Here is a 23,493-nt window from a genome sequence, read left to right on the forward strand (position 1 = left end):
ACCTGTCCAACAATCTTTTGGTATGAGGTGATGCCGTGGGGAGATCGCTGAGAATGAAATCCTGCATTCGCTTCTTCCCCTTGATCGCAGATCGCCGCCTTTTTGGCCAAAGCCGGTCAAGAGCTGCAGGTGCCAAGTTGCAATCGATGTCGAACTCCTGGGGTGGCCGCCATCCTCCCCCTTTCGTGCCGTGCAGGGACAATCTCGATTTCCGAGCTATGTTTGCTGAAACGGGCCATACTGCAGTTTTCTCCGTACTACGATACGCATCAAGTGTTTCTCCTCACGTGGGTGAGAACTACCGGACGTAGGATCGGTTAGGGACAAAGGGTCTCAGGTCGACGGCTGGCGCTCGCCCCGAAACTAGGTCCGCAACTATTTGCCCGGTTACAGGTCCCAGAGTGAGCCCAATGTGATTATGACCGAACGCCAAGATGACATTGGGATGTCCTGGCGCAGGCCCAAGAACGGGCAGGGAATCAGGCAGCGATGGACGCAAGCCCAGCCATTCGCTTTGGTGTTTGCCGGGAAGTGAGGGTAGCATTGTCCGCGCATAACCGAGAAGCCGATAGGGGAGACTATAATCGGGTGGCGCGTCTCGGCCGGCATATTCCACGCCGATCGTCATCCGTAGACCTTCTTCCATTGGGGACAGGTTGATGTAATGCTCCGCCCAGAGGGTGGGTCGGCGCAACGATTGGTCGGGCTGTGGTAGCACGAGATGGTAGCCTCGTTCGGACTCAAGAGGCACCGAAAAGCCTAGGCTTCGGCACAGCGGCTCGGACCAAGCGCCGCACGCAACCACCACCCAATCGAAATGATGGGACCCGTCGTTAGTTATGACCGTGCAGCTCGTACTCCTGCTTTCGATGCTCGCCACCGCGATTTGGCGCATTTCACCGCCATGCGCTAGCACATGCTCTACACAAGTCTCGATCAGCCGCCTGGGATTGCTGACAAAGCGAGAATGCGGCTGCAGAACACCTCTGGAAAACATTGGTGCAAGATGCGGCTCAAGATCGTAGATCCCGTCCCGGTCAAGTACATCCACCGCCATGCCTTTTTCTACGGTAAATCGTCGTGAAGTTGCGCCAGCCTGGAAGGCGGCCTCGGTGGAATAGACTGTCAATTTGCCGACGTCGTGGATGACGTCTGCAACCGGCACTATTTCAAGAAGGCGATCGTACGCCAACAGCGCATTCCGGCTAAGTGAAAGCAGCGCCTGCGCCGTCCTTTCAATCTTGCTCCAACGGGTCGCCAGCACCAGCCTAACCAACCATGGGAGCGCGGAAGGAAAATAGCTCGGGCGGATGGTGACCGGCCCATTCCTGCTTAAAAGCATGGAAGGGATTTCCCGCAGGATGCCTGGTGTGGCGATCGGCAAGCAACTCGTGGCAACAACGATGCCAGCATTGCCGTAGGATGCTCCGCCTGCCGGGCCTCGGGGATCCCACAGGGTGACCTTGTGCCCCTCGTTCTGGAGAAAGACCGCGGCGGAGACCCCCACGATCCCTGCTCCAATGACCGCTACCGAACGTGCTGGTCCACGAGAGATAGGGGCACTTTCTCGATCGGCCTGTTGTGACGACAAATCCGGCATTAATACCCCTCGGCACGAACGGCCGCGTCGAGACTTTCGACCAATGTCCGTCCTATCAGTTCGACCTCCGCGTCAGACACGACATACGGTGGACTTATGCCCAAGATGGGTCCAATGACCCTAAAAAGAACGCCACGCCGTTCTGCTTCGTCTGCTACTCGACGGGCGAGCTTCGTTGCAGGGTCGCGTCCATCGACTAACTCTACACCTGCCATCAGCCCGATCACCCGCACATTGCCTACCCTTGGGTTAGCTTTTATCGGCGCCAGCGCCGCATTAAGCGCATTCGAGCGGTCAGCCACGTGGTTGGGCAGGTCCATCTCCTCGTAGATGCGAACTGCCTCCAGTGCCACCGCAGCGCCGACGGGATGCCCGCCGTAAGTAAAGCCATGACCCAGCGTGCCAAGTTCATGCGCATGCTTCTCAATCACCTCGGCAACGTTGGACTCGAGAGCCAGCGCAGACATCGGAAAATAGGCACCAGTCATCTGCTTGGCCATCGTGAGCATTGCGGGCCGCAAACCGTATCGCTGTGAGGCAAACCATGAGCCGGTTCTACCGAAACCGGTGATGACCTCATCGGCAATCAGTAGCACGTCATGACGAGCGAGCACTTCCTGGACCGCCTCCCAGTAGCCATCTGGAGGCGGGACAACTCCGCCGGAGCCCATTACCGGCTCGCCAATGAACGCCGCGACAGACTCCGGTCCAGCCTCAACGATAAGCGCGTCAAGTTCGCGTGCTCGCCTGCGTGAAAACGCGGTTTCGCTTTCCCCGGGTTCAGCGTCACCGAAGTAGTGAGGCCGCCCTGTACGCAAAACCATTGCACCAGGCAAATCGAAGCCAATGTGACAGTAATCTAACCCCGTAAGGCCGGCGCTAAGCGCGCCTGATCCATGGTAGGCGCCCTGGCGGGCAACGACCCTTTTCTTCTCCGGTTTGCCGCGAGCGTTCTGGTAGAAATGGGTGAGCTTGACTGCCGTATCGACCGCCTCCGAGCCAGAAGATCCAAAAAAGATTTTCGTCATGCCAACTGGAAGCTTCTCAGTGAGTTTACGCGCCAGCGCATCGGTGACGGCAGCGGTACGGCCGAGAAAGCTGTGATAGTAAGGAAGCGTGCTGAGCTGCTTGGAAGCAGCCTCCACCAACCGCTCGTTACTGAACCCCAACGACGCGCACCAAAGACCCGCAACCGCATCGAGATACTCGTTGCCCTCAGTGTCCGTCACATGGCACCCGCGCCCGGATACCATGGTCTTCGGGTTTCGTCCCTCAGCGGAGCGGGGGTCGGTAAAGGGCAACATATGTGACATGATATTTCCTCGACTGACGATCGAAAATCATGTTGATGCATTCCCTCTATTCTGACAAATTCCATTTCCTCCCGTTTAGCGATAGTTTTAGGAATGCCAGATCCACGACGACTTCCTCCGCTAAACGCGGTGCGCGCCTTCGAGGCTGCTGCGCGTTTGGAGAGCTTCTCTCAAGCGGCGAGTGAGCTTGGTGTCACACAGTCGGCGATCAGCAAACAGGTGGCCGCGCTCGAGCAGCATATCGGGCGAACGTTGTTTTCGCGATTTCACAGGCGCGTTGAGCTGACGCAGGATGGTGTGATCGCGGCCCGCGTGGCGACGGCGAGTTTCGCCACGCTGAGTTCGGGCCTCGCCGACATGCGCGAACGCCGCCCTGAGCAAATCGAACTTGTGGCGGACGCGGACTTCACACATTGCTGGCTTTTTCCCCGCTTGCCCCAGTTCGAGCGTCGCAATCCTGATGTCCGCATTACCCTTCGCGCGGAAACTAGCCTGTTGGCGGCACCCGACGATTGTGACTGCGCGATACTTTGGGGTCGCGGGGAATGGACCGGCCAAAGGTTTGAACCTCTGTTCGCCAATTCGGTCTTTCCCGTCGCCACGCCCAGTTTCTTCGGAAATCTGGGTCGGAAGCCGCGGCTGAGTGATCTGCGCAACCAGTTGCTGATCCACGACCGTAACACGAAATGGTGGGCTACAATTCTGGCGAGTGAAGGGATTACCGAGATCGATCCCCATCTCGGACGGACATACAACCAGACGTCGCTATGTTTGATGGCGGCGGCCAGGGGTGATGGGGTAACTGTAGGGGACGAGGTGACGGCACGTTCCTATCTGGAATCGGGTCAACTGGTCATTCCATTTTCAATCCGCATCCCATCTCCAGAGGCATACTATCTCGTACGGCCGCTAGGAGCGCCTGAAAGCAGAACCTATCACCTGTTCCGAGAATGGCTTCTGGAGGAGATAAGGGAGCACGTGCAGTGGTTCGCGCGTTTCTGGGATGTCTGACTCCTATTCAACGTTTGTGGGCTGGACCTGCAGATGCGATGAACGGCAGTTCCTAGCACGCATGCGATTGCCATCTCGTTCGAGACGATGACATCTGCGATTGGGGCGGCGACGGTATTTGTGAGTGCGGCAGTAGCCGAGGACCACCACCAATGTCTCTTGCTCTGGCAACACGCGTGAAATCACCATAATGTAAGAAAATCGCACTTCCGGAACACAGCGATCCGAGATCGCTCCGTCGATTGCTGCATAGCGAAAAAGGCAATTCGGCGTAAGCTCTTCGAAATTTTACTGAGGTCGTCGAAGGCATCGGCCCCGCCGAGCTAAAAACAAGATGGGCCCCACCGGATGATGGTTCCACAGCGTGAGGTGCCGATGTCATTTTCTCATCGGGCTATATCAATTCGTTGTTGGACAGGCATCGCACGGTGCGCCAAAACCAATCAACAGCCATAAAGCCACACACGATGGGGAACGATGATGAGCGATGAAATGCGTTTTCTCAATGAAGTAATTGCGACAGGCAAGTTGTCTCGGCGTGAGTTTTTGGGCCGTGCGGCCGCGATCGGTGTCAGCACCGCATTCGCCAACACTCTGCTTGCGTCCTCGGCTCTCGCCGAGGGCCCAGTCAAGGGCGGCGTGCTGAAGGCTGGCATGCAGGGTGGGGCGGCCACCGATAGTTTGGATCCCGCGATCTTCGAGAGCCAGGTCGCCTATTTCTTTGGCCGCCAGTGGGGCGAGCAGCTGGTGCAGATCGACGCCAAGCGCGAACTTCAGCCCGCGCTCGCCGAAGAGTGGGGAGCGTCAAAGGATGCGAAGATCTGGACCTTCAAAATCCGCAAGGGGGTTCAGTTTCACAACGGTAAGGAAATGACGCCGGCGGACGTCCTCGCCACCATGGAGCGCCATTCGGACGAGAAGTCAAAGTCGGGCGCACTTGGCATTATGCAGGGCATCGACAAGATTGCCGTGGACGGCCAGAACGTGGTCTTCACGCTGAAGGAACCCAATGCTGACCTTCCATTCCTGATGGATGATTACCATCTTCTGATCCAGCCTAACGGAGGCAAGGACAATCCGAGCGAAGGCATCGGCACCGGCCCTTATAAGGTCACCGTCAATCAAGCCGGCGTCCGCCTTGGCGGCGAAAAATTCGCCAACTACTGGCGCAACGACCGCGGCTTTGCGGACCAGATCGAGATCGTCGTCATTAACGACGCAACTGCCCGGATGTCTGCACTGCAGGGCGGCCAGGTGCATATGATCAACCGCGTCGAGCCGAAAGTGGTAGAACTTATTAAGCGTGTCCCGGGGATTACGATCCGCAACGTGAGTGGCCATGGGCATTACTTATTCCTTGCTCACTGCAACACAGCCCCTTTCGACAACAACGACTTGCGGTTCGCGCTGAAACTCGCGGTCGACCGGGACGAGCTCGTACAGAAGATCCTGAAGGGCTATGGCTCCGTCGGCAATGACACGCCGATCAACAAGTCCTATCCTCTCTTCACGGAGATGGAGCAACGCAAGTACGATCCGGACAAGGCCAAGTTCCACTACAAGAAGTCGGGCCATGACGGCACCGTGCTGCTCAGGACCTCCGACGTCGCGTTCCCCGGTGCCGTCGACGCCGCCCAACTGTACCAGCAGAGCGCCGCCAAGGCCGGCATCAAGATTGAAATCAAGCGCGAACCAGGTGATGGCTACTGGTCCGAAGTATGGAACAAGCAACCCTTCTGTGCGTCTTATTGGGGGGGTCGTCCAACGCAGGACCAGATGTATTCCACTGCATACTATTCCAAGGCTCAGTGGAACGATACGCGCTTCTTCAATGAGAAGTTCGATAAGATGCTTCTCGAGGCACGTGCGGAGCTAGACGCGAACAAGCGCAAGAAGATTTATGCCGATATGGGCCAGATCGTCCGTGACGAAGGCGGTGCCATCGTCCCGATGTTCAACGACTTCATCGACGCCACTGGGCCGAAGGTCGGCGGGTGGTACGAAGACGGCAACCAGGAGATGATGGGGGGCTACGCGCTTTCGAAGTGCTGGCTGAAGACCTGAACTACGCCGGGTACTTATGTCTCCTTCAATCGTGGTACTGATCGCCCAGCGCAATGCGCTGGGCATCTTGTTGGTGCTGGCCGTCTCGGTCCTGATTTTCGCCGGCACGCAGATCCTGCCCGGCGACGTCGCGCAAGCCATTCTCGGACAATCGGCGACACCGGAGTCGCTCGCCAATTTGCGCGAGCAACTCGGGCTCAACCAACCTGCCTATATCCGCTACTTCCACTGGCTGGGCGGCGTGCTGACCGGCGATCTCGGCACCGCGATGTCGAGCGGGCAGGACATCGCGACATCGATCAAGGGACGGCTGTGGAACACGCTGTTCCTCGCCCTCTGGGCGGCGATCGTGGCCATTCCGCTGGCGATCACGCTCGGGCTGATCGCGGTGCGCTACCGCAACGGCTGGGTCGACAAGCTGATCTCCGGCGTGGCGCTGGCCTCGACCTCTTTCCCCGAGTTCTTCATCGGCTACCTGCTGGTGTATTTCTTCGCCGTGAAATGGCAGATCTTCCCGGCCATCTCGACGGTCTATGACGAGATGTCGTTTGGCGAGCGCATGCAGGCGATTGTCCTGCCGGCAACGGCGCTGACGCTGGTGGTGCTCGCGCACATGATGCGCATGACACGCGCGGCGATCCTCAACGTCATGCAGTCAGCCTATGTCGAGACGGCCGAGCTTAAAGGATTGTCGGCCTTCGCGGTCATTCGCAAGCACGCCTTCCCGAACGCGATCGCGCCGATCATCAACGTCGTCATGCTCAACCTTGCCTACCTCGTCGTCGGCGTCGTCGTGGTCGAGGTGATCTTTGTCTATCCGGGCATGGGGCAGTATCTCGTCGACCATGTCACCAAGCGCGACGTTCCCGTGGTGCAGGCTGTCGGCCTGATCTTCGCGGCCGTCTACATCAGCCTTAACATCATCGCGGACATTGCGGCGATCGTCGCCAATCCGCGGCTCAGGCATCCGAAGTAAGGGGGCGGTGGACATGCTTATCAGACGCATCCCCATCGCATCACTGACAGGCATCGTGCTGACGACCCTGTTCGTGCTGCTGGCCGTGTTCGCGCCGTTGATCGCGCCGTACGGCAATGCCGAGATCGTCGGCGATGTCTGGGAGCCGATGTCGTCGGCCCACTGGCTGGGTACCGACAATCTCGGCCGGGATCTCTTGTCACGCATGATCTACGGCGCGCGCATAACGCTTTTCATCGCGGTGCTGGCGACGGCTCTGTCCTTCTCGCTGGGCGCCATTCTCGGCTTCTCGGCGGCTGTATTCGGCGGCTGGTACGACACGTTGCTCTCACGACTCGTCGATCTCCTGATGTCGATCCCGACGCTGATCATGGGCTTGGTTGTGCTTTCGGTGCTGCCGTCGAACCTGGTGACGCTGATCCTGGTCATGGGCATCCTCGACTCGACTCGCGTCTACCGCCTGTCGCGCGCGGTCGCCGTCGACATCAACGTTATGGACTATGTCGAAGCCGCCAAGCTGCGCGGCGAAGGCAGCGGCTGGATCATCTTCCGCGAGATCCTGCCCAACGCGCTGTCGCCGCTGGTCTCGGAGCTCGGCCTGCGCTTCATCTATGCGGTTCTCTTCCTTTCGACACTGTCCTTCCTCGGCCTCGGCGTGCAGCCGCCGGACGCCGACTGGGGCGGCATGGTGAAGGAAAACAAGGACGGCATCGTCTTCGGCATTCCGGCGGCGCTAATCCCGGCCGCGGCGATCGCAGCACTTGCGATCTCGGTCAATCTCGTCGCCGACTGGGTGCTCAACCGCACGACCAGCCTGAAGGGAGGGCGGGGCTGATGGCTGACGGCAAAGCAAAGTCGGGCCTGCTCCTCGACATCCGCAATTTGCGGATCGAGGCGACAGTCTATCCGCCGGGCGAAGCGCCGAGGACCATCACCCTTGTCCACGACGTCTCGTTGACGCTCGAGAAGGGCAAGGTGCTCGGCCTGATCGGCGAGTCCGGCGCCGGCAAGTCGACCATCGGCCTGTCGTCCATGGGCTATGGCCGCGGCGGCGTGCGCATCACCGGCGGCGAAATCATTCTCAACGGCCGCGACATACTGAAGGGCGGCAAGGAAGGCTTCCGCAAGCTGCGCGGGCGCGAGGTCTGCTATGTCGCGCAATCGGCGGCCGCCGCCTTCAATCCGGCGCACCGGCTGATGGACCAAGTGGTGGAAGCGGCGCTTCTGCACGGCACCGCGACGCGGGCCGAAGCGGAGAAGCGTGCCGTGGCCCTCTTCAAGAAGCTCAGCCTGCCCAATCCCGAAACCATCGGCCAGCGGTTTCCACATCAGGTCTCCGGCGGCCAGCTGCAGCGCGTGATGACGGCGATGGCGCTGTGCTCGGAGCCCGACCTGATCGTCTTCGACGAGCCGACCACAGCGCTCGACGTCACGACGCAGATCGACGTGCTGGCGGCGATCAAGGACGCCATCCGCGACACGCATGTGGCGGCTCTGTACATCACTCACGACCTTGCCGTCGTCGCCCAGGTATCGGACGAGATCATGGTGCTGCGCCACGGCCGGCTGGTCGAATGGGGCGGCACCAGGCAGATCATCAAGGAACCGCGCCAGGAATACACCAACGCGCTGGTTTCGGTGCACGAGATCGAGCACGACGAGCAGCAGCCGGGCAACGCGCCGATGCTGTCGGTGAAGAACGTGACGGCTGCCTATGGCGGCGGCCACATCAAGGTGCTGAAGAACATTTCCGTCGATATCTTTCCCGGCCAGACGCTGGCGGTGGTCGGCGAATCCGGCTCAGGCAAGTCGACGCTGGCGCGCGCCATAACCGGCCTGTTGCCGCCCGAGCAGGGCAGCGTCGTCTTCGACGGCCGCACGCTCGGCAACAGGCTTTCCGACCGGCCCAAGGAAGATCTGCGCCAGCTGCAGATGATCTACCAGATGGCCGACGTGGCGATGAATCCGCGCCAAACGGTGGGCACCATCATCGGCCGGCCGCTGGAGTTCTATTTCGGCATGAAGGGGCGCGAGCGCGACAAGCGCGTCGCCGAGTTGCTCGACGAGATCGAGATGGGCAAGGGCTTCATCGACCGCTACCCGGCAGAGTTGTCCGGCGGCCAGAAGCAGCGCGTCTGCATTGCCCGCTCGCTGGCGGCCAAGCCCAAGCTGATCATCTGCGACGAGGTGACGTCGGCGCTCGACCCGCTGGTGGCCAACGGCATCCTCAAGCTTCTGCTCAGCCTGCAGGCGATCGAGAAGGTGGCTTACCTGTTCATCACCCACGATCTGGCGACGGTGAAGACGATCGCCGACTCCATCGCGGTGATGTATCGCGGCGAGGTGGTCCGCTACGGCGCCAAGAGCAAGGTGCTGACGCCGCCCTTTGACGCCTATACCGACCTGCTCTTGGCCTCCGTTCCGGAGATGGAGATCGGCTGGCTGGAGAAGGCAATCTCGGGGCGGCGCATGGAAAGCGGTGGAAATTGAGAACGACTATTTCCAGCCTGTTGAACTGCCAGAGACAAAATGGCTCAGGCTCCGGGCGATGGCTCTCGGTCTGACAAGTTGTCTAGACCAGAAATAGTGTAGCCCCGTGACGCCGATGGCGGGCATGTTAGTGCCCTGGGAATCGGTCGGCTGATGCTCGCGCCGGTCAGCGAGGACCATGAGTTGGGATAAGATCTGCGCGGCTGCAGTGCGGGACCGGCTGTCGTCAGGTCATTACGCAGCCTTGACAATTTCGTAGTCACCGTCAGTGAACCTGGAGGACTTGAACTTGCTCAAATCGAGAGACGGCGCGCCATCGACGATCCACTTGCTCATCTGTTTACCTACTACAGGACCTAGGGCAAAGCCGTGACCGCTAAACCCGCACAAAGCGTATACGTTGTCGTAGCCGTGAAGACGGTCGATGATGGGAATGAGGTCTGGTGTGGTGTCGATCCGTCCGGCCCAGCTGTTCGCCAAAGTCAGGTCTCTGACATGTGGGAACAGGACACGAAACTCGGCTAGGTTCTGTTTCACCTTGGCGATATTCGTGGCAGGCTCCGAGAGCGGACTGTGCTTGCCTTTTCCTGGCAGCAGATCCGTCAAGCTCCTGATAGTGTCACGTCCGAATCCGATGCGTAGCAGGCCTTTGTTCTGCTTTAGAGCGGGCAGGAAATACCGAAGGTTTGTGAAGGCCTGGAGCGTCAAGTCGTAGTCAGTTCCGGCATTCCGATAACCGTTTCCGATGATGAAGGACCCATCTGGCCTGGGGCGGTAGGCCGCAGTCGGCGCCCACATGGCAATTTGAGTGAATGGAGTGGTTGCCGTCGTGAGGCCCACTGATGATCGGATGTTCTGTACCGGGAGGTTGTAGCTGAGTTTCGCAAGGAGCCTCCTCGACCCTATACCACTGGCGACGACTACCTTGGCGCATTGATAAGTGTTCCGCAGCGTGCGGATGCCTGTCACGCGACCGCTGGTTCTCGTAAAGTCAATAACGACCTCGTCGTTGAAGAACTCGGCACCAGCCGCCTTCGCCGCGCGGGCTAGCGTGTGCGTCGACAACTTGGGATCGCCGTGACCGTCATCTCGCGTGAAGAGCGCGCAGCGCCAGCTTCCAGCGAGTTCGGGAAGCTTTGCCTTGAGCGCTTTCGCATCCAGTATTTCCGAAGTCAGCCGATGCGTCTGCGCATCGCGATAGCTCGTTTCCACGACCTCTTCATCTTCTGGCGTTTCCGCAGGCATGAGTATACCTGACTTCACGCGCTGGGTGGATTCGAATCCGAACTCATCGGTGATCTCATCCCAAAGGACAGAAGCCTCGGCCGCCAAAGGGATTTCAGCCGGATGGCGGCCTTGCTTTCGGATGAAGCCCCACGCGCGGCTTGACTGCTCTCCCGCGACCGGGCCGCGATCGAAAACCGCAACGCGCACGCCTTGGCGGGCCAGGTAATAAGCGGTCGAACACCCAGTGATGCCTGCCCCGATGATGCCGACGTCGTAAGTCTTGGGAGTGGCGGTCATCGCCATGAAAGCCTGGTCCTCAGTCGGTCGTCTACCTGCGCTAGGATTGTCAGAAGCGGGCAGCACCTCTTCGACTACGGCCAGACCGCCCCGTTTGAGACGCCGTCGGCTGCCGGCTCCGGATGCCTATTCCCAGTTCGCGGCTGCTACTCGCATGAAGTTGCCGCCGAGAATTCCGCTGATGACATTGTTGCTGTAGCCCTTGGCCGACAGGGCGGCGGTCAGCTGCGGAAACACCTCGATGTCCACGAATTCGAGGCTCGCCGCGCCTTGGTAGTGTTCAAGCGGCCAGTAGTCTGTAGCGTTCTCGAACCGAGTAGCAAGCGCGTTCGTGATCTCCGAAAAATCGGTGCCAATGCCCACATGCTGCGGGCCAACCAATTCGCAGTAATGATCAATGTTACGGACTAAGAGATCGAGATTGGATGCCGCGTCACCCGGTTTAGCCAAGAAAAGGCGGATTCCCGTGACGCCGATAACACCTCCGGTGTGCGCACAGGCGATAGCCTGCTCGTTCCAGATGTTGCGTGGGTGGTCGTGCAAAACGCGGCTATTCGAATGGCTGATGACGATGGGCTTCGACGAGGTCTCCGCCATGTCAATCGACATCTGCGGGCTACAGTGAGTCCCGTCCACGAGCATGCCGACGCGGTTCATCTCCCTGACAACCTCTCGGCCGAACTGGGTTATCCCGCTATCGGAGCCGTGGCAGCCGCTGCCCCCGGCATTGTCCTTGTTGTAGACGAAGGAAATCTGACGAACGCCCAGACGATGGTAGGTTTCAACGAGTTCGATCTTGCCGTCGAGTGCAGAGACACCCTCGATATCCATGGATACCGCGAGCTTTCCTTCCCGCTTGGCCGCGAGCACATCTGCGACGCTGGAAACGAGAATGTACTTGTCCCTGTTGTCGCTCAGGAACTTGCGGTAGCCGGCTATGACGGGAAATGTATCATGCCAAGGCAATACGTCGTAACCAACGTTGGTGCTGACGAACGTGAACCCGGCCTTCCGGATACGCTCCAACGAGTTGACGTCGATCGGGACCTGAGGGTCCATTCCGCAATGGGCATCCCAAACGATGCTCTTCTGGAATAGTTCGTCCACATTGAACTGCGTCACGTCCATAGCAATCACGCCTTTGAAATTTGGGTAACAGCACCATTCGCGGAGCCGGCTATGCCTGTCCAACAGCAAATTGATATAGCGTGATGAGAAAGTGAGATCGGTGAGCCCTGAGCAGGATAGATCAGGGACATTGATCAAGTGCTAGGCGGTTGAGCGAATGCACGCAGCGGGTCGAGTGCCAATCAACGTCCAGTATCGCGTCCTGAGACAATATCGATGAAGTTTCGTAAGACTGGTGCCGTATTGTCCTTCCGCCAAGCCGCGTAAAGGTGGAACGGCTCTGGGTTTTCACGAACAGCTACCGTGGCGACGCGGTTTGAGTAGGTGGCAGCCACCGAGCTCGCGATTAAGACGACCCCAATGTTTTCTTCGACGAGAGCGAACGCACTCTCGTTGTCCTGCATCATGATGGAGGGCCGCGGGAGAAAACCAGCCTGGCGGCAGATGTTGTTGATGCGACGCGTGTAAATCTGCCAAGGCTCTGTCGACCACAGCAAAATATGTTCGTCTTTAAGTTCAGAGGCCGAGATCGACTCCCGCTGCGCCAATCTATGGGTCTTAGCGACCGCGAGAGCGACGTGATCTTCGAAAAGATGTATGGCCTCGAGTTCATCGTCCAAGACAGGTCCGACAACGAACCCGATGTCGACCTCGCCACGGCTGATTGTCCCCGCAGCGTTTTCAGGGATCATTTCCGATGTCGCCTGGCTGATTAGGCGCAGATCCACATTCGGATACTGCCTGTGGAACTTGGCCAGTATCTTAGGCAAAAAAGTGCGGATCGAGATTTCGTTGTAGCCGATCCTCAACTGCCCCACTTCACCACGAATCGCGGAAAGCGCCTTGATCGAGATTTCATCCAGGCCTCCGACAATCGCACGGGCGTATTGAAGGAGATTGTTTCCGACAGAATTCGGCTTCACGCCTCGCGCGCTGCGCTCGAATACCGGAACGCCCAACTCGGCCTCCAGTGTCTGGATAGTACGGCTGATGGCCGACTGCGAAGTGTTCAATCGTTCGGCAGCGCGCCGGAACCCTCCTTCGTCGTATACCGCCAGCAATGCGCGGAGCTGCTGCAGATTGATCCGCGGTGATCTCACCAAGGCATCACCTCATACCAAAGCGCTATTAGACAGGTATCGTTTATCACCGCATTGGTGGGTCCGTCTAATGCGTGTAACCTGCCGCACGAAAACTTTCCGGAAGGCGATCCCAAAGCGTTCCAACCACCAACCCTGTCCCGATCTCTTGACGAGACTGGTGATGTAGGCGACACGATGAATCTCCTCGAAGTGCGCAACAAAAGCTGGATGAACTTCGTCAGCGGCGAGTGGTTGCCTTCGACCGAGTTCATTGACGTCGAGAACCCGGCTACAGGGCAGGTCATCGCTTCAGTCGCTGCTGCGAGCGAAGTCGAGGTTTCGAGAGCGGTCGCCGCAGCGAGAGCCTGCGTTGCGACCGGCGCGCTTACCAGGTGCCGGCCAGCGGTCCGCGCGGAAATGATGATGCGGATCGCGTCGGAGATTCGGGACCGGGTTGCAGACGGTGCCTACGTAGGTTGCCTGGAGAGCGGAAAGCCGCTCAAGGCTGCAAGAGCCGAGTTTGAAGAGGCCGCAAGATATTTCGAGTACTACGCGGGGATGGCCGACAAGATTGAAGGCACTGCGATCCCGTTGGGGGACGCTTACCTGGATTATACGATCCGAGAGCCCTACGGAATCTCGGTCCAGGTCGTTCCGTGGAACTTCGCACCTTCCATCTGCGCCCGCTCGCTGGCACCAGCATTGGCCGCTGGGAACGCAGTCATCGTCAAGTCGCCAGAGCTGACTCCGTTGGCGACGATTATCCTCTTTGAGGCCATCGAACGGGCAGGGGTGCCCAAGGGTGCCGTGAACCTCCTGTGCGGGCTTGGGAAGACAACAGGTGCGGCTTTGGTCAGCCATCCTGATATTGATCAGATTGTTTTCACGGGCTCCGTACAGACGGGCGTGTCAATCATGAAGGCGGCCTCTGAGCGATCGGTGCCGTGCGTCATGGAACTCGGAGGCAAGTCCGCGGGCATCGTTTTCGCCGACGCCAATCTCGACCAAGTGGTCGAGAGTGTGCGGTCGGGCACCTTCTACAACGCTGGCCAAGTCTGTTCAGCGTTGTCCCGTCTGGTCGTCCACGCCTCTATCTATGACGTGGTCGTCGAGAAGGTGTCGGCTATGGCCCGAACCTTGAAGGTCGGAGACGGTTTGGTAGGCGCAGATATGGGCCCTGTGGTGTCTGAACATCAGCTCAGGAAAATCGAGAGTGTATGCGACCGCGCCAAGACCGCTGGAGCAAGGCTGGTCACCGGAGGGCAACGCCTGCAGGACAAAGCAGGGTGGTTCATGCAGCCCACCGTCTTTGCAGATGTCGACCCGAACATGGAAATAGCCCAGGAAGAGATCTTCGGTCCAGTTCTGTCAATTATTAAGTTCAACAAAGACGATGAGGCCTTTGACATCGCGAACGGCACGCGGTTCGGCCTCGTCTCCGGCGTCTTCACACAACGGCTCAACACCGCTCTCAAGGCACCACCTCGGCTGAATGCAGGGCAGGTCTTCGTCAACGAGTGGTTCGCTGGCGGGATCGAGACCCCTTTTGGGGGAAATAGGATGTCTGGGCATGGGCGGGAGAAGGGGCAGGAGGCCATCGACAGCTACGTCCGCACCAAGAATGTGGCAATCTCCTTGGCTGTTTAAATCGAGAGACCGGCGGGGCCGAATACGGCTTGTTAAGCCCAACCGGTCCAAGTTGAAACCGGTAGCTCCTTCAGGTCAGGCGGCGCAGAAGGAGAGGCTTAGGCTTGATAAGCAAAGGCGCATTTGACCCTGGCTGTCGAGACGGTGCCCGCAATCTATCGTAGAGTTCGCCATTTGATCGCTTTGTGGTTGGCGATGAGCGAGGCGATGCTCTTGCAGTTCAGGCCACCAATCTCGACAGGCCGATACGGCTTCGGCCCGATTGCGATCGATGTCGCGAAACAGGCGTAGGATGCCCAGACATGTTCGAAAGCCCTGCTCGGGATGCGGACGGTTGGCGAGGATTGCGACGACCAGGCCTTCCGTCTGCGGCCCGATGGACGCGGCCCAGCGTCGAAAGCGCTCCGGTGTCCACTCGGCATAGCGCCGGTGCGAACTGGGCATGTGGTCCGGATCGGTTCCATGGCGAAGACCTCCGTATCGGCGGTGATGCACCGCGACGCGCTTGCCGCGATGGAAAATCTCGATGGTCCGCGCGGTCGCTCTCAGATCGACCTGCTGACGAATGAGGGCGTGGGGCACCGAATAGAAAAAGGTCATGAACTCGACGTTGGTAATCCGTCGAGACGCGGGCCAAGCGCCATTCCGCAAACTCGTAATCTTCCGGTGGAAGACTGGCCAAAGCCGGGCGCTCGACGGTCTCGAAGAGCTGCCGGCGACTGAGGCCCAGCCGGCGCATGACGTGGTCATTGATGCGGTCGAGTGCCTGGGCGATGGCGGCATTGGCCTCAGCCAGCGAGAAGAAAATCTGATTGCGCAGGCGCCCCAGGATGCGCGGGAGCAAAAAAGCGATCGAAGGCATCAAGGTTCGTCGATCCTTACTGCCGGGTTCTAAGGCCGAGATCGGACTGGCTACTATGCCCTTCTCCCGCATCGCACGAGCTAGGCCCATCTGTGCTAGGCCATGATGAATTGGAGAGCCGCAATGAACTGGAGAGACGCTAAGCAGCCGGACAATGAGCTGAGCTATGGCACTATCTGGCCGGCGACCCTTCGCCCGAGTTCCTCACGCGAAGTGGTGGACAATTTCACGGGTCTGTATTAGGCAATACCGTGGACTGATCGATCTCCCCATCGCCGCCGCGCCTGGTACGAGCCCTTTGGATGCAAGGTCCGCCCATACCAAAGTTCAGGCCACAAAGAAATCGTTTACCCGACTATGCCTCCCTGACAAAAGACACGTTGAGCCAAGATTGAGAATATCGCCAGCGCCTACGGTGGAACCGGCATCGCTTCTATGACGTCGCTCAGTGGGCGATACGGCAAGCTCTTCTTCTCCGCCGACAGCACGTGGGTCAAGTGACCCCCGTAGCAGCAGACTGCGTTGCGCAAGACTTCATCTTCAGCGATAGCTCGCAAAGATTTGAGACTGGCTATCTTACAGATATAAGAAAATGTACGCCCTGTGAGTAGCCGAGTCGCGGTGTTAGCTACCAATGACGGAATATGATCGCAATTGTAATGCACAACGTTTTCTTCCAAATACGAGTGGTAGAGCGAGGCAGAAGATGTGCACGTTTCGACAAAATCACGATCGCATGCAGTACAATCGCACAATATGCTTCCTCGTTGCAAGGATCTGACCATTCCTCTGTCGATCAAATACTCCATTTTCCACTTCGGAAGATCGGAACGGCGCACCGCACAATTGAGGACTATGTCGATCTCCGGCAGTGCCGCTGCGATCGTGTCCTGAGTGCGCGAAGGATCCTTGTTGTTCATGACGATCAGTTTAGTCCCGGTTGCACCAATGTAGTCGACGCCTTCGGTTTCGAATCGCACGTTGGCTCTGCTATTGAAATCCTCCCGGCCTTGAGTGACGACGACGGTCAAGTCAAGCCCGAGGTCCGACAAGTACTTGAATGCGGACAGACCGATATTGCCGCATCCGATTATCAGAGCCCGCCCTCCGGGAAGAAAGTTCTCATTTCGTGGGCAGAACAGCCCCTTTTCCTTGGAGCACAACTCTAATGCTCGCTGAGCGAAGAGATAACCAGTCAGTCGGCTCATGGGCTCAAGCAGTGGCCGCTGGCCGCCTCTCCCCACCCACTCATAGGCAATTCCAAGAAACCCTCTTCTGATGAGCTCAGAGATATCCCGCGGGTCGATGTTTTCATCGAAATGCAAATATGTAAAGAGAATGTGGCGCGAAGTATAGTCAGAATATTCTGAGCGCAATGGTGCCTTCACCTTGAGAAGGAGCTGCGCCTGAGCGAGGACCTCGTCTTTCATCACCACCTTGCCCCCGTGGGCCTGATAATCCGCATCCGAGTATCCAGCACCTTCCCCGGCGCTGATTTCAACATAGACATTGTGGCCAAGACGCGTAAGAGCCTGCGCTTGGATCGGCTGAAGTGCGACACGCCGCTCGTCTTCTTTGATTTCCTTCAAGACACCGATGTCCACCGTTGAAACTCCCTTTCAGTCTTCTTCACTCTGCCCGCAAGGCCGTTCCGGTTCTTTTGCATTTCCCATTAATTTGGCTGTCGTAGCTGTCGCTCCGTTGGCGCGTTGGGTTATGGCACAATCCGGAAAACCCAGTAGTTAGCCGGTTCGTCCGCGATGTATCTGCCGTCACTCAGACATTGGGCCGGCACAACGACGCCCCCTTGTTGAAGCCGCCGCACCTCGTCTTCAAAGGATGTGGCCTCAAGATAGAGCCTGCTTGTGCTTGCAATTACGAACCCGTTAGGACGTGTGACGCGAGCTAGTTCGCGTAGCCCTTCCGGCCGGACTTGCCCCAGCCCGAAGACGCCGCAGCAGACGGTAATGTCGTAGGTCGCGTTTGGATATTCGGGGAGGGCTATGTTAAGATCAGCGTTGACTTGAATATTGCGGTAGACGCCGGTTCTCCGCGCCTCTCCGGCCATCTCTTCCGTGAGGTCGAACCCATCGATCAATTGGAAGCCCAGGCGTGCAAGTTGCACACCGACCAGACCTGTTCCGCAGCCAGCGTCCAGGACTCTGATGGCTCCTCGCTCGCTCGCCAGATAAGCGGTCTGCACCACGGCCGCCAGTTCCGCCACGGCTATCGGCCCATAGTATTTCTCGCCGCCAACATCCCGATTGTACGAACTGGCCCATTCTCGATAGAATAGTGCCAAGCGACCGGCGTCGCATCCGAGGTGGGAAATCTTGGCGCGCTTTCGTGCGGCTTGGTCCGGTGCCGACTCTCGTTCGGGAATGTTCATTGATAATTCCTTCGGGGTTGATGGCACTTCGCACAGCCGCGCGCTTGAACCATTAAGCTGTTCGTTGCGGAGCATTAGGTGAGGCACAAGCCGCTCGGTAAGAACTTGCCTAGGGGGCACAGAGCCGGTCATAGAGCGAGCGATTTCGACTAGGCGATGATGTCCGTCGAATCCCTGCAATTGACTGAACCCATGATCGGCTGAAGTCACCGCCTCTTCTTCGAAAAACCCATACGGCTTCGAAGTTTCGAAGATCACTCATCGAATGATCGGCCGATAAAAGTTCACGGACTACAGGCTAGTTCGTTCGGCGGTAAACGGAGATATGACGATTGCTGCCTTCGGCGAAAGCACTTCTCGCCCAATCTCCCCAGCGTTCTGCGAGCTCCAGTCCGACGCACTCGGCCATGGTGTCGAGTTCTTGATGATAAACGTAACGGGCGCGATGTGGCAACCGTCTGACCGACGTACCAGAAAACCAGAGAAGGCTTGAAACCAAGTTCTGGTTCAGTGGATCGTGGACATGTGTATTGAGAATTGTGTTCTCATTATCAACGAAAAGCGTTGTCGTTTTCTGGCCATTCACGAAGCCTTGCAAGGCCGGCACGTCTAGCTCGATCACCAAAATGCCCTGAACATCTAGCACCTGCGCAACAGATCGGAGGCATGCCAATTGAGCTTCGCGCGTGAAGAGAGCCTTGAACGTGTTATAGACACAATATACCAAGCTGTAGCGTTGCTCCGATTTGAAATCGGCAATGTTTCCCCTCCAGGCTTTCACCAGATCAGTGCGCTTGGCGAGAACTTCCAACATGCTGTCCGAATTGTCTATACCTTCGACCCGGACTCCACGCTCACTCAACGGTATCGCCACGCGTCCGTCCCCAATACCAAGTTCGAGAGCACTCCCTCCGCTAGAGTACCCCTCAAGGAAATCGACGGTCTCGACTATATCAACCATTCTACCGTGCGCACGGGCAAAGTCGCTGTAATTTGCGGCCCAGTTCTTATCGTAAATAAAGTCGACGTCCATTGTCTGGTTCTCCTATCAAACCGTCGAGGGTGTTTTTGCTGCGGTGCTTAGAGTTAAGCCATGGTTGATCAGATGGACATTGACTGGACCGATTGCTAGAAGTGTGCCACACGGCTTCAGGCATGTGAACAAAGTGTTCACGGTACCCAGCACTAGGCCTCGTGAATTTGAAGTCGGCCGATCGTCTCCGGTCGGCGACCCGGCACAGTTGTCGGTTGGTGCAAATCTGAACTGCTTCCTGTTCATCTCGTCAATCACGGTAGTCCCGCCAGAATGGATACCTGTTCGCAACTCTCGAAGGAGGTAGTGCGAATACCGTGCCAACTGCATAAGATAAGTCTCACAAGGGATCGCGGTGAGGCAGATAATCAAATTGGGCAAGCCCGGGTCGCAACCGCGACAAATCCGACACGGGTGTCGGCTGTCCGACGTCTTCTTCGTTAGAGGTCGCAAATTGAGTAGCTCAGCCATTCAACGTTCGTCCTCAAAAGTCGACCGAAAGGGCTGGTGACACGGATCTTGAAAAGATCCGCCGTGGTCGCCTATGCCGGGCCTGTGGCGGTGATGTTGCGCCTGACGACAGGGCTGCACAGAGCATTGCATGTTAGCTGGCGGCGCCAGCAGATCTTCACTTGTGATGGCTGCAGCCCAGCCTACCGCGCGATCCTGGCGTCAGTCTCCACCCGCGCGCGTCAGGCGCAACATCTCCGCCACATCGCCCGGCGTCTTCATCACCTGCCGCGTGGAATCACTCCACGACGGGCTTTCCGTGGTTCGATGCCCGTTCATTTCTTTCCTCAGCTATCAATGAGGGCAATTCCTCGTGGCGCCGAGGGGGAAATTTTGCGCGCTGACCTTGGCCACCTAGCCTTGACGGGCCACTGTGCGAGCGTCCTTCGCGGGACGATGGATGTGATGAGTTCGTGAGGGTTTGGATCTACTCAGCGGGACACGACCAGGGTTACCAGGGTTTGCAGTGCCGGTCGCATACAACGATCAGGACGCTTCAGAGATTGTTCCGCCCAATTCTTCTGATCGGCCGAGGGCCGATCCCGCAGAGAAGCATGCCCCGCGAAAGACGTCACGCGCCGGCGAAGCGGAAAGCTCGACAAGCGCTTGACCTCAACCTGACGAATGGAGAATAACCTTCGTCTTTAAGGCCACCGATCTCCGGCTCGGGACATGGGCGTCTAGCATCCTCCGCCCTTAGCCACAAATGCTCACTTCCACACTTGGTTCGCAACACGGAGAAAATTTTCACCCATTATCCCGTGCACGTCTCTGTCCGAGTATCCGCGCATACTTAGAGTATCAGCGATCCGTGGAAATGCTTCTGGATCCATGAACCCGAGACTTGGCCCATTTGGATATTGCGAAGTCGGCCAGTAAACAGGGTTCCATGTGGATGCCAACCCGCCACTGTCTGGAAAGTAATCGAGGCCAATACCGACGGACATGGGACCAACCAAGTCTACCTTGTGATCAATGTGTCTGACCAACTCGTCAACACTGGCGTGACTCGTTCCCAAAAAGATACCTAGACCGGTGACACCGCTCACTCCACCCTTTGCGGCGCAGGCGATTATCTGCTCATCGCAGATGTTGCGCTCATGACCGTAAATCGACTTACAATTGGAGTGCGAGAATACGACTGGATTCTCTGATAACTGGATTGCCTCCATCGATGATGTGAAAGAAACATGAGAGCAGTCGATCATAATTCCCAGGCGGTCCATCTTATGAACAATATCTCTACCGAACTTCGTGAGGCCTTGGTCTTCGTCGTGACACCCGGCAGCGGCTGCGTTGTTCCTATTGTAGGTGAGAGTCATCTGCCGAACCCCGAGATCATAGTATAGGTCCAACATTTCTAAGGAGCCATTGAGGGCGCTCATCCCTTCAATGTCGAACACAATAGCTAACTTGCCGTCTGTTTTGGCCTGCCGAATATCCTTTTCATTGTGGACAATGACGCATTGGTTTGGTCGGGCTGCAACGGCCGCTCTGTAGACTGACAAATTGTGTATAATGCTGGACCACGGACTTACATCGGAGCCGACATTGAGGGTCAACAATGTCACACCAGAATCAATGTATCTTTGCAGATACGTTGGCTCGACAGTATCATCAAATAGTATGCCGGAATGACCGTCCCATATCACGCCTTCGAAGCGCGGGCCTTCTCTGCTCACAAGAGTGCTCCCTGCAAAGTGGTCACAATCAGAACAAAACCCCTGCCAAGCAGAAAGGTCGTGGAAACTTTTCGACGCCGTGAAGCGGCCCCCCATTGCCACATCCTGGCAACATGCCCGAGACCCTACTCACATATCGAGCCGATCGCAGGGAGTGCACTGTGGTCGCTTCTACTGCAAAGCCGCTTCTCGAAACGTCGCTATCGAACGTTGAGCGATCTGCTCGACGGCCCGCCGGGCGATCCTGCCTACTGCTTCCCTGGCCCGCATAAGTCGTCGTGGGCCTGACGTACATAGCGTCGAGATGAAACTTTCGGCGGGCATCGATTTTCAGCACTTCGGGCCTGAAACTGACATCGGCATCCCAGCGGTCACCGCATGCCGGCGCGCGAGCGGACAGATGACTGATGGCATAGGGGATAGCCAGCGCCCTGCGTGGCTGCCGTGCGAACATTACAGCGCGAATCTGCATAGGGGTTAGATTTCTTGACATTTGCGGATGCTGCGTCGCACTGATCGTGCCAAAGACAAAAGCTCTCAAATGCAACGTGGTGAGACCACTGAGCTAGTCTCACCTGCGACATTCGTAGGGGACCTGACACATTGATGTCGCGCTGCGCGTCAAGATCCGCGACGAGGGCCCTGGTCCGCAACAAGGCCGTGCATGTTGCGCTGGGCGTGCGCGCCGACGGCGCCAAGGAGATCCTCGGGCTCTGGATCGAGCAGAATGAAGGCGCCAAGTTCTGGCTGCGGGTGATGAACGAGCTGAAGAACCGCGGCGTCGAAGACATCCTGCTGGCGGCCGAGCCGATGCGCCCGACGTCCGCCCTCTAGACCGAGGACAGCTCCGAAACGAAGTCACGGAAGGCCGGTACCCAACCCGCGGATGAGAGTCTCATCAACCGTCGTCGCTGAGCGCCACCCCCAGCCCAATGCAGCTTCAGCCGATCCGACTGCATGGCGAACCTGCCAACCAGGTGAGCCTTCTTGCCTTCAACATTGACAAGGAACATGAGAGCTAGGCGCTTGTTTGTTGGCCGCCTCCGGCTTCGGGCCGGAGCGACTGGAGGCGCGCGGCCCTTAACTTGCGATCGAGCGTCAGAAGAGTTCACGGGCGCGTTCTTGGGCAGTGATCATCACCGTGCGCAGCGATTTCAGACCCTAGCTGATCCCCCTGGGTAGGTCGGCCCGAAAATGACGTGCGACCGCCGAGTTTATTGGCCTTCCTCTGATCAGCGCGACCGTCGCCTAGCAAAGCGTCTCGCAAGCCACGCCGTCTCCGTCCCGATCAAGCTTGCGGCCCCATGAGCAGTTGTGCAGATACCATTGGGCTTCGTCGCACTAGCTGATTTGCGAGCAGTATCGTCGCGGCTCGCACGAATAGCCGCCACTTTGCGAGATAAGTTTGCGGCCGACGGTATCGAGCGGCCGGCTCGATGGCGCGTCCAGGCTAGAATGCAATGTGCGCCAATCCCAAGGTGCTTCGAAGTTCCCGACCCACAGCCCGACCTTTGCCGCCTCTGCTTTTGCCTGCTGCGCTGCATAAGCGCCATGGTTGTAGCGCGGCCAATCGAGGGCTTGGCCATGCTCGACCATCCACGCCGCCACGCTGACGCCGTCGGCACGTCGGCAGTCGCCAACGAAGCGGTGATAGCCATCCCAGGTCACGAATGTGCATTGAACTGGCTTCGAGGCGGCGAGGAAGCTATCCAGCGCCTCCGCAGATCGGCGTCCGCAAGGATATTCGAAGCCCTTGGCGTCTTCGCAGTATTGCTTGCTCTCCGGGGCGTCGATGCCGTTGAAACGGATCCTCTGCCCATGGACTTCGATCGTGTCGCCGTCGATGACGGACGCGACGCCGGTGATCGGCTGCGGCTTCGGCCCAACCCAGTTCGACGCATTGATTTCCGGCAAGCTGTCGCTGTGCTGCATGGCCGTTTGGGCGGCAAGCGCGCCAGCCGCGGCGACAGTCACGAAAATCAGGCGCCCCGGCACGCTTATCCAACGTCGAGCGCGGGAGCGCCTAGCGCCGCGCTTCAGCCATTGGTCAGATCGATTGTAGTGTCGAGATTTGTCCAACCCATTCCCCCACCCAGGGAGGATGCCCTTAAGGACGATTGAAGTCCAGCGGCGCTCTTAGCGCAACTTGTTGCGCAGCGCTGCAAATGCACCGAAAGATTAT

19 protein-coding genes and 2 pseudogenes are annotated in these 23,493 nt (G+C 58.1%); 8 read left to right on the plus strand and 13 right to left on the minus strand.

Translation table 11 applies throughout. The annotated features are described in order from the left end of the window. Nucleotides 1-298: 298 nt before the first annotated feature. Nucleotides 299-1,600, minus strand: coding sequence for an NAD(P)/FAD-dependent oxidoreductase (locus ABID26_RS22040; protein WP_354416336.1), 1,302 nt, complete (start codon nt 1,598-1,600; stop codon nt 299-301). Beyond that, a complete protein-coding gene (locus tag ABID26_RS22045) occupies nt 1,600-2,913 on the minus strand; it encodes an aminotransferase (RefSeq protein ID WP_354416338.1) in 1,314 nt (437 codons plus the stop codon). The genes ABID26_RS22040 and ABID26_RS22045 overlap by 1 nt, the downstream gene beginning before the upstream one ends. A gap of 129 nt (nt 2,914-3,042) precedes the next feature. On the opposite strand from ABID26_RS22045, the gene ABID26_RS22050 reads away from it, so the two are divergent. The 5 genes from ABID26_RS22050 (at nt 3,043) to ABID26_RS22070 (ending at nt 9,454) form a co-directional block, all read left to right on the plus strand. Then, a complete protein-coding gene (locus ABID26_RS22050) occupies nt 3,043-3,924 on the plus strand; it encodes a LysR substrate-binding domain-containing protein (RefSeq protein WP_354416339.1) in 882 nt (293 codons plus the stop codon). Nucleotides 3,925-4,404: 480 nt separating this feature from the next. Further along, complete coding sequence (locus ABID26_RS22055; RefSeq protein WP_354416341.1) at nt 4,405-5,988, plus strand: ABC transporter substrate-binding protein; 1,584 nt, start codon at nt 4,405-4,407, stop codon at nt 5,986-5,988. A 16-nt stretch (nt 5,989-6,004) separates the two neighbouring features. Continuing rightward, nucleotides 6,005-6,964: an ABC transporter permease gene (locus ABID26_RS22060; RefSeq protein WP_354416343.1), complete on the plus strand. Its 960-nt coding sequence runs from the start codon at nt 6,005-6,007 to the stop codon at nt 6,962-6,964. Nucleotides 6,965-6,977: 13 nt separating this feature from the next. After that, complete coding sequence (locus ABID26_RS22065; protein WP_354416345.1) at nt 6,978-7,799, plus strand: ABC transporter permease; 822 nt, start codon at nt 6,978-6,980, stop codon at nt 7,797-7,799. After that, nucleotides 7,799-9,454: an ABC transporter ATP-binding protein gene (locus ABID26_RS22070; RefSeq protein ID WP_354416347.1), complete on the plus strand. Its 1,656-nt coding sequence runs from the start codon at nt 7,799-7,801 to the stop codon at nt 9,452-9,454. The genes ABID26_RS22065 and ABID26_RS22070 overlap by 1 nt, the downstream gene beginning before the upstream one ends. A gap of 234 nt (nt 9,455-9,688) precedes the next feature. Here the strand turns inward: ABID26_RS22070 and ABID26_RS22075 are convergent, their stop codons facing one another. The 3 genes from ABID26_RS22075 to ABID26_RS22085 form a co-directional block, all read right to left on the minus strand. Continuing rightward, nucleotides 9,689-10,984, minus strand: a complete 1,296-nt coding sequence (locus tag ABID26_RS22075; protein ID WP_354416349.1) for an NAD(P)/FAD-dependent oxidoreductase — start codon at nt 10,982-10,984, stop codon at nt 9,689-9,691. 120 nt (nt 10,985-11,104) lie between these two features. Beyond that, nucleotides 11,105-12,106, minus strand: coding sequence for a dipeptidase (locus ABID26_RS22080; protein ID WP_354416351.1), 1,002 nt, complete (start codon nt 12,104-12,106; stop codon nt 11,105-11,107). A gap of 182 nt (nt 12,107-12,288) precedes the next feature. Further along, nucleotides 12,289-13,206 (minus strand): LysR family transcriptional regulator, encoded by a 918-nt coding sequence (locus ABID26_RS22085; RefSeq protein ID WP_354416778.1) that lies wholly within the window; start codon nt 13,204-13,206, stop codon nt 12,289-12,291. A 177-nt stretch (nt 13,207-13,383) separates the two neighbouring features. Between ABID26_RS22085 and ABID26_RS22090 the strand changes: the two genes are divergently transcribed. Next, entirely contained in the window at nt 13,384-14,835 is a 1,452-nt protein-coding gene (locus tag ABID26_RS22090) for an aldehyde dehydrogenase family protein (protein WP_354416352.1), read from the plus strand. A 75-nt stretch (nt 14,836-14,910) separates the two neighbouring features. On the opposite strand, the gene ABID26_RS22095 is transcribed toward ABID26_RS22090, so the two are convergent. Further along, nucleotides 14,911-15,435, minus strand: a complete 525-nt coding sequence (locus tag ABID26_RS22095) for a Mu transposase domain-containing protein (RefSeq protein ID WP_354416354.1) — start codon at nt 15,433-15,435, stop codon at nt 14,911-14,913. Here ABID26_RS22095 and ABID26_RS22100 point away from each other — a divergent pair. Continuing rightward, on the plus strand, nt 15,434-15,730 hold the full coding sequence (locus ABID26_RS22100) for a hypothetical protein (RefSeq protein ID WP_354416356.1): 297 nt from the start codon (nt 15,434-15,436) through the stop codon (nt 15,728-15,730). The genes ABID26_RS22095 and ABID26_RS22100 overlap by 2 nt on opposite strands. 377 nt (nt 15,731-16,107) lie before the next feature. Here the strand turns inward: ABID26_RS22100 and ABID26_RS22105 are convergent, their stop codons facing one another. From ABID26_RS22105 to ABID26_RS22125, 5 genes are all read right to left on the minus strand, one after another. Further along, nucleotides 16,108-17,301, minus strand: a complete 1,194-nt coding sequence (locus ABID26_RS22105; RefSeq protein ID WP_354416358.1) for a hypothetical protein — start codon at nt 17,299-17,301, stop codon at nt 16,108-16,110. Between the two features lie 110 nt (nt 17,302-17,411). After that, nucleotides 17,412-18,086: a class I SAM-dependent DNA methyltransferase gene (locus ABID26_RS22110; protein ID WP_354416360.1), complete on the minus strand. Its 675-nt coding sequence runs from the start codon at nt 18,084-18,086 to the stop codon at nt 17,412-17,414. Between the two features lie 298 nt (nt 18,087-18,384). Further along, nucleotides 18,385-19,119 (minus strand): class I SAM-dependent methyltransferase, encoded by a 735-nt coding sequence (locus ABID26_RS22115; RefSeq protein WP_354416362.1) that lies wholly within the window; start codon nt 19,117-19,119, stop codon nt 18,385-18,387. A 1,220-nt stretch (nt 19,120-20,339) separates the two neighbouring features. Then, nucleotides 20,340-21,407 (minus strand): dipeptidase, encoded by a 1,068-nt coding sequence (locus ABID26_RS22120; protein WP_354416364.1) that lies wholly within the window; start codon nt 21,405-21,407, stop codon nt 20,340-20,342. Beyond that, complete coding sequence (locus tag ABID26_RS22125) at nt 21,340-21,804, minus strand: DUF1826 domain-containing protein (RefSeq protein ID WP_354416366.1); 465 nt, start codon at nt 21,802-21,804, stop codon at nt 21,340-21,342. Before ABID26_RS22125 ends, ABID26_RS22120 begins: the two co-directional genes overlap by 68 nt. 118 nt (nt 21,805-21,922) lie before the next feature. On the opposite strand from ABID26_RS22125, the pseudogene ABID26_RS22130 reads away from it, so the two are divergent. After that, nucleotides 21,923-22,112 (plus strand): annotated as a pseudogene (locus ABID26_RS22130) (transposase); the annotation flags it as partial. A 447-nt stretch (nt 22,113-22,559) separates the two neighbouring features. On the opposite strand, the pseudogene ABID26_RS22135 reads toward ABID26_RS22130, so the two are convergent. Then, nucleotides 22,560-22,637: pseudogene (locus ABID26_RS22135) on the minus strand (excalibur calcium-binding domain-containing protein); the annotation flags it as partial. Between the two features lie 15 nt (nt 22,638-22,652). Continuing rightward, a complete protein-coding gene (locus tag ABID26_RS22140; protein ID WP_354416368.1) occupies nt 22,653-23,285 on the minus strand; it encodes a thermonuclease family protein in 633 nt (210 codons plus the stop codon). Nucleotides 23,286-23,493: the final 208 nt, after the last annotated feature.

Source organism: Mesorhizobium shonense, assembly GCF_040545255.1.
In the GTDB taxonomy this organism is placed as follows: domain Bacteria; phylum Pseudomonadota; class Alphaproteobacteria; order Rhizobiales; family Rhizobiaceae; genus Mesorhizobium; species Mesorhizobium shonense.